We start from the raw sequence: 14355 nt of genomic DNA on the forward strand, positions 1-14355 counted from the left end.
CCGTTAGGAAGTTAATGGTACTCCCCGGTTGACACCGTTTACAAGTAACGTTTATGTTTATGGTGTATTGGTAAAAAAATTACTACAAATCGGAGGCAATGGTAATGAACATTATTGATGAATTAAAGTGGCGGGGTGCTGTGAACCAGCAAACTGACGCTGAAGGCTTAAAGAATTTGACTGAGCACAATAGTATTTCGCTATACTGTGGCGTTGATCCAACAGGTGATAGTATGCATATTGGTCATCTGATTCCATTTATGATGATGAAACGTTTTGAACTTGCAGGTCACCATCCATATATCCTCATTGGAGGAGCTACCGGGAGTATTGGTGATCCTAGTGGGCGAAAGTCTGAACGTCAACTACAAACAATGGAAAAGGTGCAACACAACGTTGATGCCTTAACTAGACAAATGAAGCGTTTGTTTGGTGGTGATTCAAATATCACCTTCGTCAATAATTATGATTGGCTGTCTAAGATTTCTCTTTTAGACTTTTTACGTGATTATGGTAAATTGGTGAACATTAATACGATGCTTGCAAAAGATATTGTTGCCAGCCGATTGGACGTTGGTATTTCATTTACCGAATTTACTTATCAAATATTACAATCCGTTGATTTTCTGACACTTTACTCAAAATACAATGTGCAACTCCAAATTGGTGGAGCTGATCAATGGGGTAATATTACAGCTGGTATTGATATGATTCATAAGATTAAAGGTCCTGAAACCCAAGTTTATGGATTAACAATTCCGTTAATGCTTAAAGCTGATGGAACTAAATTCGGTAAAACTGCTGGTGGAGCTATCTGGTTAGATCCTAAGAAGACTTCCCCGTATGAGTTTTATCAATTCTGGCTGAACCAGGATGATCGTGATGTTGTAAAATACTTAAAGTACTTTACATTTCTAAGTCAAGACGAGATTTCAGAACTTGCCAAGAGTGTAAAAGAGCATCCTGAAGAAAGATTGGCACAAAGAAGATTGGCAGAAGAAGTTACCCGCTTTGTGCATGGGCAGGAAGCACTTACCACTTCTGAAAAAATCTCCGACATTCTTTTCTCTGGTGATATAACAAAATTGAATGTTGCGGAAGTACAAGATGCATTTGGCAAAGCCCCAAGTGTTGAAATTAAATCTGATCCCAAGAATATTGTGGACTTATTAGTTGATACGGAGATCGAGCCGTCCAAGCGTCAGGCACGGGAGGATGTAACCAACGGAGCAATTACTGTTAATGGGTCAAAGGTTGAAGATACGGAACATATTGTTGATCCGACTAACCATTTTGAGGGTAAGTTTGTCATTGTTCGACGTGGGAAAAAAACCTATTTCCTTGCACGAGTTACAAATTAAAAGATAAGAATTTAATAAGAAATTTATCATAATAAGGGGATAACCGATATCGGTTATCCCCTTATTTATATGGGTTCAATAAACTTATTAAGTAGCTTAAAAAATCATGTGAAAAAATTATCATGAATTTTGAAGTCGTTACCCTTTACAGTTTCTAGCTGAAAGCGTATTCTTATGACGGATTAAAAATAACACACGGAGGCAAAAGTTATGGAGAGCCTAGATAAAGATCCTAAGTATACTGATTTAAATGCTCTATTTATTGGTGACAAGGCCGAAAATGGTGATTTATATAAGGAATTGCTGAACAAACTTGTTGATGAACATTTAGGTTGGCGTAAGAACTACATTACCCAAGACAAGAACATGATTTCCCCACAAGAGCAGGACTCAACTGAATTCAAGGGTACTGTTGAACGCATGCGAAATGTCTTAGATGAATTGTCACAAAGAATACGTACTGAATCAGTTCCTTGGCATTCAGCTGGTAGATACTGGGGACACATGAATTCCGAAACATTGATGCCATCATTACTCGCATACAACTATGCAATGCTTTGGAATGGTAACAACGTTGCTTATGAATCATCACCAGCTACATCACAGATGGAAGAAGAAGTCGGCCACGAATTTGCATCAATGATGGGCTACAAGAATGGATGGGGTCATATTGTTGCTGATGGTTCTCTTGCTAACCTAGAAGGACTTTGGTATGCACGGAACATCAAATCACTTCCACTTGCCATGAAGGAAGTAACACCGGAATTGGTCAAAGGACTGGATGAATGGCAATTACTCAACATGCCTACTAAAAAGATCATGGATCTTGTTTCAAAATCAGGTAACAAGATGGATGATCTTAAAGCAAAATCTGCCCGGAGTGGTAAAAACCTTCAAAAACTTGGTAAGTGGTTGGTTCCACAAACTAAACACTATTCATGGATGAAAGCTGCCGATATTATTGGTATTGGATTAGATCAAGTTGTTCCAGTTCCCGTCGACAACAACTTCAGAATGGATATTGATGCTCTTGAAAGCACAATCAATAGGTTAGCTGCTGATCACACTCCAATTCTTGGTGTTGTTGGTGTTGCTGGTACTACTGAAGAGGGTGCCGTTGATGAAATCGACAAGATTGTTGAGCTGCGAAATAAGATGGCAAAACAAGGTATCTACTTCTACATTCATGTTGATGCAGCATATGGTGGATACCTCCGAACAATCTTCTTAGATAAAGATAACAACTTTGTACCTTATGACAAGCTCCCAGAACTCCATAAGAAATATGGTGTATTTACTGAAGAAAAACAATACATCAAACCTGAAGTTTACAAAGCCTACAAAGCATTTGATGAAGTTGAATCAATCACCATTGATCCACATAAGATGGGTTATGTTCCATATGCTGCAGGTGGAATTGTTATTCAAGATGTTCGTATGCGTGATGTCATTTCATATTTCGCCACATATGTATTTGAGAAGGGTGCAGATATTCCAGCATTGCTTGGTGCTTATATTCTTGAAGGATCAAAAGCTGGTGCAACTGCAGCATCAGTATGGGCAGCACATCATGTCTTGCCATTGAATGCTAGTGGATACGGTAAGTTACAAGGTGCATCAGTTGAAGGCTCACATCGTTACTATAATTTCTTGAAGGATCTTAGCTTTAACATTAATGGTAAGACTATTGAAGTTCATCCTTTGATTAACCCTGATTTTAATATGGTTGACTATGTTCTTCAGGAAAAAGGTAACAATAGTTTAGCTGACATCAACAAGTTAAACCACGATTTTTATGAAGAAGCATCATATGTTAAAGGTAGTCTTTACAGCAAGGAATACATTGTGTCACATACCGACTTTGCAATTCCTGACTATGGTGATAGCCCATTGGCATTTGTTAAGAGCCTTGGTGTTAGTGAAGATGATTGGAAGCAAGTTGGAAAAGTTACTGTTATCCGTGCATCTGTTATGACACCATACATGAATAAAGCAGAAAACTTTGACTACTTTGCACCAAAGATCAAGCTTGCAATGAAGCAAGATTTGGAAAATATCTACTCACGTGTTTTGACGAAAGGAACCGCAAAGTAGACCTAAATAAAAACTGATCGATTGAAGGGGTTTCATATGGAAGAATCAAAGAAATTAGGGCTTGGTACATTTATTGGAATGACCATGGCTCTGTGTGCAACAGTTCGTTCCATTCCCTCAGTTGCTGCTACAGGTTGGTCCCAAATTACCTATATGATTTTCGCGGTTGTATTCTTTGCTCTACCAGTCGCATTGATTTCAGGAGAACTTGGAACAATGCTTCAAGCTGAGGGTGGCCCTCAGCTTTGGGTTAAAACTGCTATGGGTGAAAAATGGGGATTTGTAACAGCGTGGCTGCTATGGGTTCAGATGTTTCCAGGAATGGTGATGGTCGCTTCGACCATCGGACCACTCTGGGGTAATACTTTTGGGAACGTTGCATTAGGAAATAACCATTGGTTTATTTTAGCAAATATTTTAGGATTCTACTGGATTATAACTGTGTTGAACTTAAAGTATGATATGGCCAAAGTTGGTGGAAATATCGGTGTTTGGCTTGGAGTTTATATTCCAATTGTAATCATGTTAATTATGGGTATTGCTGCCTTAATCAAAACAGGTATTAATCCCGCAAGTTATCTAGGCACATTCTCATGGGGGAAATTAATTCCAAGTTTCGATAATCTCTCGACTTTGCAGTACTTTGCAGCTATTTCATTTATCTATACTGGTATTGAAATGTCATCAGTATTTATTCCACGTTTGCACAACGCAAAGAAGACCTACACTAGAGGTATCTTTATTGCTCTTGCTGGTCTGGTATTGATGAACATCTTAAACGCGATGTTAGTTGCTAATACTGTTCCTGATGGACAAATTCAGCTTTCCAATATTACACAACCAATTTTACTTTGGTGTCATATTCTTGGTTGGCCTACAATCATTGCAAACATCTTTAGCTTTATGGTTGTTATTGGTGTATTAATCCAGTTATCTGCATGGGTAACTGGCCCATCAAAGACAATGACTCAAGTTGCTCGAAATGGTCAACTGCCTGCAAGTTTTGGTTATCATAAAGTAAATAAATACGGTGTTTCTCGTAACGTTGTCTTAACTCAAAGCATTTGCATTTCACTATTTGCTTTGCTTTATGGGGTCATGAAAAACGTCAACAATGTATTCTTAACCTTAACGAATGCAACCACTGTTATTTACGCATTGGTGTACGTCCTCATTGCTATTGCAATTATTAGACTTCGTCAGAAGCAACCAGATCTGGAACGACCATATCGTTTGGGGAATCACGGTAATGGATTAGCATACTCTATTGCTTACTTACTCATATTCGGTATCATCGTTATTATCGCTGCTACTCTATTGACTACTGATTTGATTCAATCAATCTTTGTTATTGTTATTACCGTCGTGTTGTTTGTTATCCCTCTTTACATCGACAGTCACAAGAACAAAGACTGGATGGTTCAAGTTAAAGCAGATTTGCAATCAACAAATTAAGTTGACTGAGTCGCGCAATCAGAACGGGAACTTATCTGTGGATAAGTTCCCGTTTTATTTAAAGGAGGATTAACTATGAAAAATTCTTCAACAAAAATACGATTTTCGCTGTGGGAGAGTTTAATGGTCATGGTTGTTATGTTCGCAATATTGGGAACTATGATCATAAAGTATCAATTGTCCCCACAAGTGCCTATTTTATTCGTATTTACAATATTATTATTTTATGGAAGAATTAAGAAAATTTCATGGGACGATATTTTTGATGGGGTTTCGGATGGAGTTGCTCCAGGTATCATTCCGATTTTAATATTCTTAATGATTGGAATATTGGTTGCAAGTTGGCTCAAGTCAAGCACAATTGCGACAATGATGTACATTGGGTTCAACTTGTTATCAGCTAAGCTGTTCTTACCCACCGTCTTTATAATTTGTGGTTTAATTGGAATTACCGTCGGGAGTGCTTTCACAACAATTTCTACTATGGGAATTGCATTTATGGGGATAGGGCATGTCCTAGGATTCCCTGCTCCCGTGACAGCCGGTGCAATCATCTCGGGTGCTTTTCTTGGTAACAATATGTCACCATTATCTGATACTTCAAACTTAACGACAGGGATTGCAAAAGTAAATTTGTACACTCACTTAAAAAATATGACATTTACTGTTGTTCCAGCTGCAACACTGTCCCTTATTGCATTTGCAATTATAGGCAATACTAGTAAGACATCAGACTTAAAATCCATTCAAAATATTATGAGTCAATTGTCTGCTAGTTATAATATTTCTTGGGTGTCATTACTGCCGATCGCTATCCTTCTGCTGCTAGCATGGCGTAAGGTACCTGCAATTCCGACGCTTTTACTTGGTGCAATTTCTGCACTTGTCCTTGTATTCTTTGAAGATCGCACATTTACTATTCAGCAAATGGGCAGTCTGTTGATGAACGGAAATAAAGTTAGTGGAGGCAGTACAGTAATTAGCAGATTGATGAGTGGTGGTGGTATTCTTAATATGTTGAGTTCTGTTTCCCTTATCATAATTGCATTAGCCTTGGGAGGCTTGCTAATTAAGTTTGGAGTTGTCAATACACTAATTGCAAGTATGAAAGATTTAATTGGAACACCTGGACGGTTAATTCTTGCAACGTTAATTGGCAGTATTGGGGTTAACTTCTTGGTTGGAGAACAATACCTTTCAATCATCTTACCTGGTGAAACCTTTAAAGACTCCTATGATAGACTAGGCGTTGATCGTAAATATCTGTCACGGACTCTTGCAACAGGTGGTGCAGACGTAAACTCATTGGTTCCTTGGGGCGTTAGTGGGGTTTTCTGCGCGGCAACTCTTGGTGTAAATCCCTTCGAATATGTTGGATATGCATTCTATCCATATCTAAACCCACTGATGACACTGATACTTGGTTTTACATTTGTTACATGGAGGTATAGGAAAGCTTCGCGTCAAAATACTACAAAAACTCTTGAACAGTAATTCTTTTTAAAACGATGTACAATTAACTTGCTCGTGAATCCTATTTGAGTTCAGTCTTATAAGTTGTTTATATTATTGCTAAAGTGAAAGAGTTTTTGTCATGATTCCTTAAGAAAGAGTGAGAAGAATGGACCTAGGAAAAGTTCACAGCGACTTACTACGTGTGTTAAATGATTATTTCGATCAAGTTGATTTTCCCGAAAATGGTATATTTGTTGTTGGATGTAGCACCAGCGAGATTGTTGGAAACTGGATGGGAACAGAATCACGGTTGGATGTTGGAAAATCAGTGTTTAATACCATCTTTTCCTATCTCAAGGGAAAAAATGTTAACATTGCAATCCAAGGTTGTGAACACATTAACCGTGCATTACTTGTTGAAAAACATGTTGCTATGAAAAATAATCTTGATATTGTGTCGGTGGTGCCCGCAATTCACGCTGGAGGTGGAACTCAAGTGGCTGCTTACGAAATGATGGAGCAACCAGTTGAAGTCGAACATATTACAGCATTTGGTGGTATTGACATTGGTGGAACTGAAATTGGAATGCACGTAAAGTTCGTTCAAGTTCCAGTCAGGCTTAAACAAAGTACTGTCGGAAAAGCACATGTGACTGCTTTGAAGTCACGACCAAAATTAATTGGTGGATCTCGGGCACGATATTCGTTTACCAAAGCAAATACAAGAGAGTATAAACTTGTGAAGAAGAATTAATCAAATCCTCGTTATAAAAAAAGGATTGCCTGCTTTTAGGCAATCCTTTTCTGTTGGTTTGGTATAAATATAGCGAGACAGTTAGTTGTATATAACTAGCCTCCCACTTATTATACAACATTTTAAGTAAATTAAGAGTACGCCGCCAACTAATTTTGTTTAGAAACTGAAAACAACATCCAACTAACACCCACACATACTGCTCCTACGTCAAGTTTTAGTACTAAAAAAATTAGCCGTCTATCTGGATTGAAGTCAATATTTGAGACAGGTTTTAAGAGACATTCAGAACCGCGTTTACCTTCCACAGCTCAAATAAATCATTAATCGTGATTAATAACTTATTTGAACCATGGAAAGCATTAAATCAGGCGGCCATTTGGCTCGTAAGTGTTGCGATTTCAACTTGTAAGGGGGTCTGGTAGCCCAGTGAACTATGAATTCTCTTCCTATTGTAGAAAGCATGCACATATTCAAAAAGGACAGCAGCGGCAGTTTCATAATTCTCAAAGACCGGCACTGGATAAACACATTCCTTTTTGAGGGAAGCATGAAAAGATTCCATTGGTGCATTATCGTATGGACACCCCTTACGGCTGTAAGAGTGGCGGATATGTAGTTCTGTTAACCGTTGGTTGTAATCATCGCTGGTGTACTGTGATCCTAAGTCTGTGTGGATAATCAGGTCCCCAGTAATGGTTCGATTTTTAACCGCGCTTTCCAGGGTCTTTAAGACTAAATCAGTAGCCATCTTTTTTGAGAATGAATAGCCGATAATTCGTCTTGAGTGCAGATCCATGATGGTTGATAAGTAACACCAGCCATTACGCTTCGTTTGAATATACCCTAGTGGCTATTTTCGGTTTAGTACTATTAATTCAGCTTTTCTATATTCAATGACCTTAGGTCCTCTTTTTTGAAGTATTGTGTCGCAAAGCAAAAAGAAGGTTGTATGCCTAAGTTTGTACCAGCTTCATTACCATAATTTGATTTTTTGTATGGAAACACAATGCCCAATCTGAATTCGTTTTGTATTGAGTACTTCATTGACTTCGTTCCTAGCATGCCTCGGCCAACTTGCTCCACAGACTTTTTACCTTCAAAATAGTCTTTTTCAAGTTTGTCCATTCTATTTACGTAATCCGTGATATACCAAACTTTTCGAGCAAATATTGTTGTTTCTTTTAGGATACCTTCTCGCTTACCTGCTTGGCACTCCTTAATTACACTCAATAAGTGAATCATATTTTGATAAGGAATAAAAATAAAGTCACGATTCTTGTCTAATTTTTCTTCGCATTTTATTAATGAGCATGATATTTCTTCCTTTACAAAACCGTTTTTGTCAAAGGAGTTTATATCTAGTTCTGTAAAACTAGTTATAAAAGCTGGCATGTCTAACGCTAGCTTTTCAAGTTTTCCCTCAAATTTATCATCAATTAAGTTATCAGCAGCTTCTTCACTATTTTTTGTAAAAGTATCAATATTTGATAACCATATAGATTTGAGATTAAAAAAGTTTTTCATATACTTTCTGTCTACAAATTTGATATAACCAACAGTGTTTTTAAATCTCAGCAATGCAATTTGAACATTTATTTTGTAGCTGTTTATAGTTTCCGATTTTAAATATAGGTTTAATGAATTTTCTAATTCTTTGATTCTTAAATATTGGCTTAATACATCTTTTGATTCTTTGTTACCATTACATATCTTTTTAACTTTAATACTCTTTGACATCTTAGCTTCTTCTTTCTTATTTGTTTTCAGTTGCATTATTATTTTTAAAATTATCAAGAATCTTACTGTTTTACGTCACCAACTCTTTAAACCTTCTTCCTAATTTTATCGTGTTCTACTAGTAATATAAGGATTAAACTTAAAATTAATCTTTCTAAATTGGTTCTCAATAGTAATATAGCGATCCAACGAATTTGTTCTAAAGCTTGGATAGTAATACAGATTCCCTGTATAATAAATCAAGTAGAGAAGTTAAGGCGGTGGCTATTTCCAATCGGAGGTGGTGCTTATGGTGTTAAACCTTTAAAGCCCATAAATCCTAACGAAAGGAGTAGCCTAAGAAGCTGTTTAGTATCTTTGATTTTGACCCAATAATTTGATAAACTACTGTCAAAAAAGTTGGTGATCATATGCAACATTTTAGTCATCATTACCAAAGCGATATTTCTCGGCAACAATTCGATTTGATCCGCCAGGATCTGGAAGCTTCAAGAAAACGAACTCATCCAAAACACATTGATCCTTATGATATCTTCTGTGCCATGCTCTATGTCCTTAAAAATGGTTGTACTTGGCGTGATTTGCCGGCTGATTTTCCAAAGTGGTCCACTGTTTACTACTATTGGATGAATTGGTCGAAAGCCCCCACCCCTGATAAACCAGCTTTATTAACTCAGGTTTTAAAAAAATTGTCGCTGATCGACGATTAAGGCAAGGGCGATCAGCCCGAACTTCGTTCGTCATTTTAGATGCCCAAAGTATCAAGAACACCGCTACCGCTGAAAATAAGGGTTACGATGGTGGTAAGAAGATCTCGGGAATTAAACGGCATTTAGCCGTCGACATCAATGGATTCCCGCAAGCGATCCATATTACCCGGGCTAACATCACTGATCGTGACGGGGCGATTGCACTCGTTACCCTTAATTTAGAGCAGTTTAAATTGGTTCGAACCATGATGGTTGATAGTGGTTATACCGGCCAAAATTTTGCTAATGAGATTAGCAGTTTAACGTCAGCCAAGGTAATCGTCGTTAAAAGAAATGAGTTACACCAATTTTCGGTTATCCCCCAACGGTGGCTCATTGAACGTTCATTTAGTTGGTTGGGAAATTATCACCGTTTATGGCGTAACTGTGAGCGTAAGCTCAACACTAGTCTCATGATGGTTTCGTTAGCTTTTATCAGGCTACTTCTTAAAAGATACTAAACAGCTTCTAAGTGTCCGTGTCGGACGCTTTACAATTAATGCTGACTTTCGGTACCTTTACCGTGGCCTTAATTGCCTAGATTATCTACCACAATAACGTCACGATGGTAGGCTTATTTGTTATGCCTTCAAGTACGATATTCAGACAACACACCAGATTAAACGCCGCAACTAATAAAACAACAAAAAAGATCTCCCACACGAGGAGATCTCCAAAGGATAGAAACTATCCTTCAACACCATTTGACAAACTTCCAGAAAAACAAGAACATGGAGCTATTTGGAGATGGCTTCACGGAAAGGATTGATTAAATGGCACGAGTTGAAGGGTCTACGGATTTATGGGTGGATCACCTGTTAAATGATTCTAAGATTGATTTGGACTATCAAAGCTCTCACATAAAAAGTATTGATGATGCACTTCATACTGCTAGCAAAAAATTAAATGGGAAGTCTGGTTATCCCGAGTATGTTGGGGTCGTAAAGGACTATTTGCTGGTGATTGAAGATAAGGCTGATATTTCCAATCATGTTTATACTGATCACGATGTTATCACGACTGATGATCCGATGGTCGTTTCTAAATATGCGTTGAATGGGGCATTACATTATGCTCGGCATATTCTGGAACGGACTTCGTATAAGAAGTGTTTTGCCTTTGGGGTTTCAGGTAATGAGAAGTTGCATAAAATCACGCCAATGTTCATTGACGAGCGTGGTGACTATGATGTACTGCCAGATGTTGAGTCTTTTATTAGTTTTAACGAGAAAAACATTGAGGAATATTATCTAAAAGAAGTGCTTCATGAGGACACTAACGAGGAAAAGACTACTGCTGATATTCTTAAAGATGCTGCTCAGCTCCACGAAGATTTACGGACATATGGTCAGTTAAAAGATGTTGATAAACCGTTGGTCGTATCTGGTATTCTTTTAGCTTTGCGTGAGGGAGAAGCTCGCAACTTTAGTATTGATTCATTAACCGGTGATACGGTTAACACTGATGGTGATAAGTTAATGGACGCCATTAAATCTAATTTACGGCGTTCTAATGTCCAACCACAGACCAAGTTAGATAAGTTATTGAGTCAGTTCAGTATCATCAAAGACTCAGCTAAGTTGAATACTAAAGATGCTCGACTTGGTATGACACCATTACGTTATTACACCGAGTTTATCAATCGTACTATTTATCAAGACATTCGTTATACAAACTCTGCAGAGGACTATCTGGGCCGATTCTATGGTGAATTTATGAGTTATTCAGGTGGTGACGGTCAAAGTTTAGGTATTATTTTGACGCCTAAGCATATCACAGAGCTGTTTTGTGACCTCGTAGACCTAAAGCCTACCGACCATGTATTTGACCCTACTTGTGGGACTGCTGGCTTTCTGATCGCTGCAATGCACAATATGCTTAAACAGGCCTCTGGTGACCAGCAGCGACGTGATATTCGTCGTAATCAGCTATATGGAATTGAACTACAAGACTATATGTTCACCATTGCAACGACAAACATGATTTTACGTGGAGATGGAAAATCAAATCTAAAAAATGAGGATTTTCTGCAACAACCAGCAACAAAACTCCAAACCGAAACAATGGCCAATGTTGGTATGATGAACCCACCATACAGTCAGGGTTCAAAAAAAGATCCTGATCAATATGAAATTAGCTTCATTAAGCATTTGTTGGATAGTGTCCTTCCTGATGGTCGTGTAGCTGTGATTATTCCACAATCTACAATGGTTGGTAAATCCAAAGCCGAAAAGCAGTATAAAGAGGCTATCCTGAAAGAACATACTCTTGAAGGGGTCATAACGTGCAATCCTAACACTTTCTATGGTGTTGGTACTAACCCCGTAATTGCTGTATTTACTGCTCACGAGCCTCACCCTGCGGATAAACAGGTTAAGAAGCTGTTTGAGGTCTCTATTGACGAGCAAGCAGGATCCCTATAAAGGCTATAGCAACCATGACTTTACTGGTATTTAACTTGCGTTCGCAATTGAACCAAAGCCGTCGCCAGTTGGTTAACCAACTGAAACTACGTTCCACGACCCAGCGCTGTGGCGTTACTTGACCGTTCTTCAGATCACTTTGTTTGGCGATAATGACATCTGCACCAATGATTGCATGGACCGACTGGGCGAAGTTGTCGCCTGTATAGCCACCATCGGCCATCACTCGCTGAACAAGATCAAACTGCTCTTCATTTAACGCGAGTAAAGCGATCGCACCGTCCCGTTCGGAGACATTAGCTGTGGTAATGTGGATCGCGAATGGGAGACCATTAATATCAACGGCAAGGTGGCGTTTAATCCCACTGATTTTCTTGCCGCCATCATACCCTTTATTTTGGGGTGTTGCCGTATTTTTGACGCTTTGCGCATCAAGAATTACGAACGACGTTCGTACCGATCGTCCCATTCGTAATCGCTCTCGAGCGACAATTTTTTTAAAAGCAGGTCAATCAGGGAATATTCCGAATTAGCTAATGGTTTTGACCACATGGCAAAGTAAGTGTAAACGGTTTGCCATTTCGGAAAATCATGCGGCAACTGACGCCATTGAGCGCCCGTACGAAGCTCGTAAAGCACTGCATTGAAGACATCAAATAGGTCCACCCTTCGAGGACATGTACGCTTGCGAAACGTCTCAAGGTCAACGCGAATCAATTCAAATTGGTCACGAGTGATATTGCTTGGATAATCAGTCATAATGAAGTCCTTTTTTTTTACATATTTTACCGGAAATTCAAGCGTCTTTCAAAGACCTCAAACAGTTTCTAAGTTTATTGATTTTCGTGATGATGGATATGAGGTTAGTCCTCATATTGGATTAGTCACAACCTCGCGGGTTAAGGACCGTAAACAATATTTGTTAGATGTTTGGCATGATAATGTTGAAGCACCCACAAAGTTCTGCGTTAAGTCAACGGTTAAACCAACGGACGAATGGTTGCACAGTTTCTATTACTTTAATGATGAAGTGCCGACCGATGCGGAATTTGACAAATCAATTAGTGATTATTTAGATTTTGAGTTTTCAATGGTCATGGATGGTCGTGAGTACTTGTTCCGGGATAAAAAGGCTGGTGGTCACAATGAAGCTAACTGATCGCAAATGGAAATCTTTTGATGCTTTTGGTGAAAATGGTTTATTTGATATTCATACAACATCTAGTGGCATTGATAAGAATAAATTAGTTTCTGATAACAATGATAATAATACAGCTCCTTACGTTACTCGTTCGGGTGGTGCAAATGGAGTTGCTGGTTTTGTTGATCCTAAAAACTATAAATATGGTTTTGATCCAGCTAATGTGATCACAATAGGTTTAGACACACAGACAGCGTTCTATCAGCCTCATAAGTTCATTACGGGACAAAATATTCATGTGATTACGGGTGAAAAGTTAACACCTTTAGTGATTCAATTTTTATTGCCTCTATTTAGGACTCAGATGGTTGCTAAATTTAATTGGGGCGGCAATGGAGCGACTTTATCACGTATGAAAAGGCTTCGTTTAATGCTGCCAATTGATGATAATGGTCAGCCTGATTATGATTTTATGTCTGATTATGAGCAAGAATTACTTGAGAAAAAGAAAAATTATTATTTGAAGTATGTTCACTCAGTTTTGGCAAAGTTGGAATATGTTAAAATCCAGCCATTATCTAATCTTCAATGGAGAACTTTTAGAATTGACGACCTGTTTGAGAGTGTTACACGACCGCCTGCTCGTTCTAAAAACAAGTATGATGAGGGTGATATACCATTCATAGCGTCGGGGGCGAGTCTTAACGGTTCTGTAAAGTTTTGTCGGCCTCATGAGAATGAAGTACCAGATGCTAGTAACTGTATAACTGTCAGTCCGGTAGATGGAAGTTCTTTTTATCAATCAACGGAATTTTTAGGCCGTGGTGGTGGTGGTTCTTCGATTATTATGTTGAGATCACAACGTTTGAATAAATATAATGGAATTTTCATGGCTAGAGCTATCAACAATACTACGTCGAAATATCAATATGGACATATGGCTACTAGTGATGGCATTAAACGTGATCGAGTTCTATTACCTATTGATGCTCAAGGCCAACCAGATTATGACTATATGGAACAATACGTTAAAAACAAGATGATCCAGAAATATAATCATTACTTGAAGTATCTCAATGAGTCTGTGATAGGCAGCAATAAGTTGTAAGACTTACAATAGGCACGCTCTAATAATCATAGAAGAAAAGAAGTCATGTCTTAATAATTATGGCGAATATAAAAA

Annotated in this window: 13 protein-coding genes; 10 read left to right on the plus strand and 3 right to left on the minus strand. The window is 38.3% G+C overall.

The window, feature by feature from the left end; genetic code table 11:
• Positions 1–104: 104 nt before the first annotated feature.
• The 5 genes from tyrS to ACYT32_RS11400 all read left to right on the plus strand — a co-directional run bounded on the left by tyrS (position 105) and on the right by ACYT32_RS11400 (position 7119).
• Positions 105–1361, plus strand: coding sequence for a tyrosine--tRNA ligase (tyrS, locus tag ACYT32_RS11380; RefSeq protein WP_035444630.1), 1257 nt, complete (start codon positions 105–107; stop codon positions 1359–1361).
• A 210-nt stretch (positions 1362–1571) separates the two neighbouring features.
• Positions 1572–3455 (plus strand): tyrosine decarboxylase, encoded by a 1884-nt coding sequence (gene tdc / locus ACYT32_RS11385; RefSeq protein ID WP_004466199.1) that lies wholly within the window; start codon positions 1572–1574, stop codon positions 3453–3455.
• A 36-nt stretch (positions 3456–3491) separates the two neighbouring features.
• Positions 3492–4910: a tyrosine-tyramine antiporter gene (tyrP, locus tag ACYT32_RS11390; protein ID WP_461793456.1), complete on the plus strand. Its 1419-nt coding sequence runs from the start codon at positions 3492–3494 to the stop codon at positions 4908–4910.
• A 75-nt stretch (positions 4911–4985) separates the two neighbouring features.
• Positions 4986–6404, plus strand: a complete 1419-nt coding sequence (locus tag ACYT32_RS11395; protein WP_461793457.1) for a Na+/H+ antiporter NhaC family protein — start codon at positions 4986–4988, stop codon at positions 6402–6404.
• Positions 6405–6531: 127 nt separating this feature from the next.
• Positions 6532–7119, plus strand: coding sequence for a TIGR01440 family protein (locus tag ACYT32_RS11400; protein ID WP_461793458.1), 588 nt, complete (start codon positions 6532–6534; stop codon positions 7117–7119).
• Positions 7120–7486: 367 nt separating this feature from the next.
• Here the strand turns inward: ACYT32_RS11400 and ACYT32_RS11405 are convergent, their stop codons facing one another.
• Together ACYT32_RS11405 and ACYT32_RS11410 are read right to left on the minus strand one after the other, a co-directional pair.
• Positions 7487–7960 carry an IS3 family transposase gene (locus tag ACYT32_RS11405; RefSeq protein ID WP_279389910.1) on the minus strand — a complete coding sequence of 158 codons (474 nt, stop codon included), beginning with the start codon at positions 7958–7960 and terminating at the stop codon, positions 7487–7489.
• Between the two features lie 32 nt (positions 7961–7992).
• Positions 7993–8859, minus strand: coding sequence for a hypothetical protein (locus ACYT32_RS11410; protein WP_461793459.1), 867 nt, complete (start codon positions 8857–8859; stop codon positions 7993–7995).
• 410 nt (positions 8860–9269) lie between these two features.
• Between ACYT32_RS11410 and ACYT32_RS11415 the strand changes: the two genes are divergently transcribed.
• The 3 genes from ACYT32_RS11415 to ACYT32_RS11425 all read left to right on the plus strand — a co-directional run bounded on the left by ACYT32_RS11415 (position 9270) and on the right by ACYT32_RS11425 (position 12031).
• A protein-coding gene (locus ACYT32_RS11415; protein WP_099046409.1) for an IS5 family transposase occupies positions 9270–10069 on the plus strand; the annotation gives its coding sequence in 2 pieces (ribosomal slippage) (positions 9270–9558 and positions 9558–10069; 801 coding nt in all).
• Positions 10070–10086: 17 nt separating this feature from the next.
• Entirely contained in the window at positions 10087–10149 is a 63-nt protein-coding gene (locus ACYT32_RS11420) for a putative holin-like toxin (RefSeq protein WP_225361354.1), read from the plus strand.
• A gap of 232 nt (positions 10150–10381) precedes the next feature.
• A complete protein-coding gene (locus ACYT32_RS11425; protein WP_461793460.1) occupies positions 10382–12031 on the plus strand; it encodes an HsdM family class I SAM-dependent methyltransferase in 1650 nt (549 codons plus the stop codon).
• On the opposite strand, the gene ACYT32_RS11430 is transcribed toward ACYT32_RS11425, so the two are convergent.
• Positions 12003–12790, minus strand: a protein-coding gene (locus ACYT32_RS11430) for an IS5 family transposase (protein WP_375711218.1) whose coding sequence is annotated in 2 segments (ribosomal slippage) — positions 12003–12523 and positions 12523–12790 — 789 coding nt in all. Because the reading frame shifts where the segments join, the coding sequence is not laid out codon by codon here. The genes ACYT32_RS11425 and ACYT32_RS11430 overlap by 29 nt on opposite strands.
• A gap of 1 nt (position 12791) precedes the next feature.
• Here ACYT32_RS11430 and ACYT32_RS11435 point away from each other — a divergent pair.
• Together ACYT32_RS11435 and ACYT32_RS11440 are read left to right on the plus strand one after the other, a co-directional pair.
• Positions 12792–13190, plus strand: coding sequence for a hypothetical protein (locus ACYT32_RS11435; protein ID WP_461793461.1), 399 nt, complete (start codon positions 12792–12794; stop codon positions 13188–13190).
• The gene (locus ACYT32_RS11440) at positions 13177–14280 is read left to right on the plus strand and encodes a restriction endonuclease subunit S (protein WP_228481819.1); all 1104 of its coding nucleotides are present in this window, start codon (positions 13177–13179) and stop codon (positions 14278–14280) included. Before ACYT32_RS11435 ends, ACYT32_RS11440 begins: the two co-directional genes overlap by 14 nt.
• Positions 14281–14355 lie beyond the last annotated feature (75 nt).

The organism is Companilactobacillus sp. FL22-3 (assembly GCF_054881455.1).

Coding starts and splice junctions, on each gene's coding strand:
- ACYT32_RS11400 (WP_461793458.1), top strand. CDS start 6,532: ATGGACCTAGGAAAAGTTCACAGCGACTTACTACGTGTGTTAAATGAT.
- ACYT32_RS11425 (WP_461793460.1), top strand. CDS start 10,382: ATGGCACGAGTTGAAGGGTCTACGGATTTATGGGTGGATCACCTGTTA.
- tyrP (WP_461793456.1), top strand. CDS start 3,492: ATGGAAGAATCAAAGAAATTAGGGCTTGGTACATTTATTGGAATGACC.
- tdc (WP_004466199.1), top strand. CDS start 1,572: ATGGAGAGCCTAGATAAAGATCCTAAGTATACTGATTTAAATGCTCTA.
- ACYT32_RS11395 (WP_461793457.1), top strand. CDS start 4,986: ATGAAAAATTCTTCAACAAAAATACGATTTTCGCTGTGGGAGAGTTTA.
- tyrS (WP_035444630.1), top strand. CDS start 105: ATGAACATTATTGATGAATTAAAGTGGCGGGGTGCTGTGAACCAGCAA.
- ACYT32_RS11410 (WP_461793459.1), bottom strand. CDS start 8,859: ATGTCAAAGAGTATTAAAGTTAAAAAGATATGTAATGGTAACAAAGAA.
- ACYT32_RS11435 (WP_461793461.1), top strand. CDS start 12,792: ATGAAGTCCTTTTTTTTTACATATTTTACCGGAAATTCAAGCGTCTTT.
- ACYT32_RS11440 (WP_228481819.1), top strand. CDS start 13,177: ATGAAGCTAACTGATCGCAAATGGAAATCTTTTGATGCTTTTGGTGAA.